Raw genomic sequence first — 3,443 nt, forward strand, 5'->3', positions numbered from 1 at the left:
GCGCACGCGCCCGTTGAAGTGCGAAGCGGCGGCCGCGGCGAACTCCGCGAAGCGCTTCGGGTCAGGATGGTCGTCGGAGATCCTGCGGTCGCGCGTCGCCCACGCCGGCGCGTCGCCCGTCAGCGTCAGCTGCACGCGGATGCCATGAGCGGCGGCCTCGTCGATGAGGCGGTCGAAGCGGGAGAAGTCGAAGCTCACGGCGGCTGGCGCGGTCACCGCGGCCGGGTTGCTCACGACCGACGCCCACGGGACGTTCGCGCGCAGCGACGAGGCACGCAGCGACCGAGCGTGCGCCAACGCCGCGCCGCGGACCAGCGCATCCTCGTCGAGGAAGTGCGCGTCGTCCTGGAGGCCGATCTCCATGCCACGCGCGGCGTTGGCGGGAGCCGCCATCACCGTCGCGAGAGTCAAGGCGGCGAGTGCGACGGCTGCGATCCGGGATCCCATCCCCCTTTGGATCGGCAGCTCAGCAGGAACCATGACCGTGCTGGTCCGTTCGCCGACGCGGTCGTGTGGGGCGTTCCGGCCCGGGGCACGTGGAGCCCGTCGGAACCTCGAGAGGGAGGCTGGGCATGAAGAAGGTGCTCTTGGTTCTGCTCGCGATGCTCGTGGCCGCGGTCACGGCACCCGCCGCGGAGGCCGTCACGCCGCTACGGCCCGCGCCGACGCCGCCGGACACGGACAGCGTCCTGATCCTGCACGGCGCGTACAACTCCCCCGGCTACTGGTGGGACCACACCGACCTGACGGTGGCGGTGCAGGCGCATCCGAAGGTCGACGAGGCATCGCTGGCCGCGGTGCATCAGGCGATCGCCGACTGGGACGACGCGCTGCGGCAGGAGTTCGACGGGCTGATCACGCTCACCGACGTGACCGGCCAGAGCACGGCCAAGCACAAGGCCGACATCGTGCTGCATTACAACCCCACGGCGGGCGGGACGCAGTTCGGCGGCTACGCGGTCTGCGGAGCGAACTCGTGTCCGAACGTCATCGTGCGCTCCGATCTGCCGCAGCCGGACGGGTTCACCTACCCACCGCAGTACCTCTACTACGTGACGATGCATGAGCTCGGCCACGCGCTCGGCCTCGGGCACGCCCTGCCGCTGACCGAATCGACCGATCTCATGGGCTACGGCTGGCACTGGAGCAACGGAATCGTGCCGACGCTGTCGGAGTGCGACCTCGAGGGCATCGCGACGGTGTTCGCGTGGGCGCTCGAAGGCGTCGACCCGTATCCGCCGACGCAGCCCACGGTGGCCTGCGACTGAGGACCTCGCCGTGAGGGGCAGCCGCTCGGCTGCCCCGCCCGGAGCTGATGGCACGTCAGCTCGGGAGGGCCAGACCGACCCTCGAGAACTCCTGGGCCATCCTCGCCCCGACGAGTTGGAGAGCCGAGGCCGGGCGGATCATCACCTTGAGCTCGGTGATCAGGCCGTCCTCGTCGAACGTGAGCTTGTCGATCCCCTCGATCTGCTTCCCGTCGATCTCGGTCGAGAACTCCAGGATCGCGACGCGATCGTCGGCGTCTTCGAGCTGGAGCACGTAGCGGAAGCTGCCGCTGCTGGCGAGCACCTGGTCGGCCGCTCGGAGGACCTTCATGACTTGATCCCGGCCCTCGTACGGCTTGGGACACCACCGGGCTCCGGAAGGCCGCGTGCTCGTGGAACAGCTCGCGAGCCTGCTCGGGGTCGCGGTGTTCGACGGCGGCGCGGAAGCGATCAGCGAGCATTGCCCGCAGCCTAACCGCACGGGCGCTGGCGCCTGGTGATTAGAGTGCGTCCTGTATGACCGAGGCCGGAGTCGCGCCTGAGAACCTCGAGGCGACAGAGGCCTGGAACGGCCCGCTGTTCGACGTCTGGCAGGGCTTCCAGGCGGTCGTCGTCTCGAACGCGAGGGCGCATGGTGACGCAGCGCTCGAGGACCACCGTCCCGAGCCGGGTGACCGCGTGCTCGACATCGGCTGCGGGCTCGGCGACTCAACCGTCCAGCTCGCCGAGCTGGTCGGTCGGGAGGGACACGCCCATGGCGTCGACGTCGCGGAGCGGATGATCGCCGGCGCGCGGGAGGAGGCAGCGCGGGCGAGCGTGCCGAACGTGAGCTTCGAGGTCGCTGATGTGCAAATCGCGCAGTTCGCCGACACGTACGACTATGCGTTCGCCCGGTTCGGGACGATGTTCTTCGCGAATCCCGTGGCGGCGCTTCGCAATGTGCGCGCGGCCTTGCGGCCCGGCGGGCGCCTGAACATCGTGGTCTGGCGACGCAAGCTCGACAACGAGTGGCTGCACCGCGCCGAGACGATCGTCGCGCAGTTCCTCGAGCGCCCGGAGGAGTACGAGGAGCCGACCTGCGGGCCGGGTCCGTTCTCGATGGCGAACGCGGACACCGTCACCGACATCTTGAAGCATGCGGGATTCGAGCGCCTCGAGCTCAAGCGCCAGGATCTCGTGATCAAGGTGGGGGACGACCTGGAGCATGCGGTGGACCTCGTCATGTCGATCGGTCCGGCCGGCGAGGTCTTGCGGCTGTGGGGCGATCGGGCCGCCGAGATCCGCCCTGAGGTCCGCGCGGCGTTGCTCGAGGGCATGGCCGACATGGTCCGCGACGATGCCGTCTACGCCGGCTCCTCGACCTGGTCCGTACGCGCCCTCGCTCCGGGATAACGTGCCGCGACCATGAGCCTGTACGAGTGGCTGCTGTTCCTCCACCTGCTCGCGGCGTTCCTGCTCGTCGCCGGGCTCGTTGCGTACGGCGTGATCGTGTACGGCCGCGGCGACGCAATCGTGTCGCGTTCGCTCGGCCCGACCGCGGCCGCGCTGTGGAATGCCGGAGGGCTCGGCGTGATCGTGTTCGGCGTCTGGCTCGCGCTCGAGGTCGACGGCTATGAGCTGTGGGACGGCTGGATCATCGCCGCGGTCGTGCTGTGGTTCATCGGCTCGGGCGCTGGAGGCCGGCTCGGCGCCGGCGTGCGTGAGGGCGGGCCCGTCCAGACCATCGACAGCTCGCGAGTGCTGGTGGCGGTCATGGCGCTCGCCACGCTCCTGCTCCTCCTCGACATGATCTTCAAGCCGTGGGCGTGACCGCCGCGATTCGCCCCGATCCCTGGGACTTCCCGCTGTTCCTGCACGTGGCGGGGGCGATGCTGCTCGTCGGTGCGCTCGTGGTCGTGGTGGCGACGATGGCCGTCGCGCTGCGCACCGGCGACGGCGTCGAGGTGCTCACACGGCTCGCGTTCCGCACGCTGCTGCTCGGCGTGATCCCTGCCTACCTCCTGATGCGCGGGGGCGCCGAGTGGATCGCCTCGGAGGAGGGCGTGCAAGACGACCTCGCTTGGATCGGCATCGGCTACGGCGTCGCCGACGGCGGTCTCCTTCTCACGCTCATCGCCGCCGTGCTGGCCTGGCGTGTGTCGCGCCGCGGCGCGGCGGGTCCGGGCGGCCTCGGCC

Annotated in this window: 6 protein-coding genes; 4 read left to right on the forward strand and 2 right to left on the reverse strand. The window is 70.1% G+C overall.

The window, feature by feature from the left end; translation table 11 throughout:
- On the reverse strand, nt 1-447 hold a 447-nt coding region (locus VFX99_RS07665), incomplete at its 3' end, for a beta-galactosidase (RefSeq protein WP_329665705.1).
- A 125-nt stretch (nt 448-572) separates the two neighbouring features.
- Here VFX99_RS07665 and VFX99_RS07670 point away from each other — a divergent pair.
- Nucleotides 573-1,268 carry a matrixin family metalloprotease gene (locus VFX99_RS07670; RefSeq protein WP_329665706.1) on the forward strand — a complete coding sequence of 232 codons (696 nt, stop codon included), beginning with the start codon at nt 573-575 and terminating at the stop codon, nt 1,266-1,268.
- Between the two features lie 55 nt (nt 1,269-1,323).
- Here the strand turns inward: VFX99_RS07670 and VFX99_RS07675 are convergent, their stop codons facing one another.
- Complete coding sequence (locus tag VFX99_RS07675) at nt 1,324-1,599, reverse strand: hypothetical protein (RefSeq protein ID WP_329665707.1); 276 nt, start codon at nt 1,597-1,599, stop codon at nt 1,324-1,326.
- Nucleotides 1,600-1,784: 185 nt separating this feature from the next.
- Between VFX99_RS07675 and VFX99_RS07680 the strand changes: the two genes are divergently transcribed.
- The 3 genes from VFX99_RS07680 to VFX99_RS07690 form a co-directional block, all read left to right on the forward strand.
- The gene (locus VFX99_RS07680; protein WP_329665708.1) at nt 1,785-2,660 is read left to right on the forward strand and encodes a class I SAM-dependent methyltransferase; all 876 of its coding nucleotides are present in this window, start codon (nt 1,785-1,787) and stop codon (nt 2,658-2,660) included.
- Between the two features lie 12 nt (nt 2,661-2,672).
- Nucleotides 2,673-3,077: a hypothetical protein gene (locus VFX99_RS07685; RefSeq protein ID WP_329665709.1), complete on the forward strand. Its 405-nt coding sequence runs from the start codon at nt 2,673-2,675 to the stop codon at nt 3,075-3,077.
- Nucleotides 3,074-3,443: hypothetical protein (locus tag VFX99_RS07690; RefSeq protein ID WP_329665710.1), on the forward strand; the 370-nt coding region annotated here is incomplete at its 3' end. The genes VFX99_RS07685 and VFX99_RS07690, both read left to right, overlap by 4 nt.

It is taken from the genome of Microbacterium sp. (assembly GCF_036277215.1).
GTDB lineage: Bacteria > Actinomycetota > Actinomycetes > Actinomycetales > Microbacteriaceae > Microbacterium.

What these genes read in the sequence shown, in the direction of transcription:
- VFX99_RS07685 (WP_329665709.1), top strand. Translation starts at nt 2,673, where the DNA reads ATGAGCCTGTACGAGTGGCTGCTGTTCCTCCACCTGCTCGCGGCGTTC.
- VFX99_RS07670 (WP_329665706.1), top strand. Translation starts at nt 573, where the DNA reads ATGAAGAAGGTGCTCTTGGTTCTGCTCGCGATGCTCGTGGCCGCGGTC.
- VFX99_RS07680 (WP_329665708.1), top strand. Translation starts at nt 1,785, where the DNA reads ATGACCGAGGCCGGAGTCGCGCCTGAGAACCTCGAGGCGACAGAGGCC.
- VFX99_RS07675 (WP_329665707.1), bottom strand. Translation starts at nt 1,599, where the DNA reads ATGAAGGTCCTCCGAGCGGCCGACCAGGTGCTCGCCAGCAGCGGCAGC.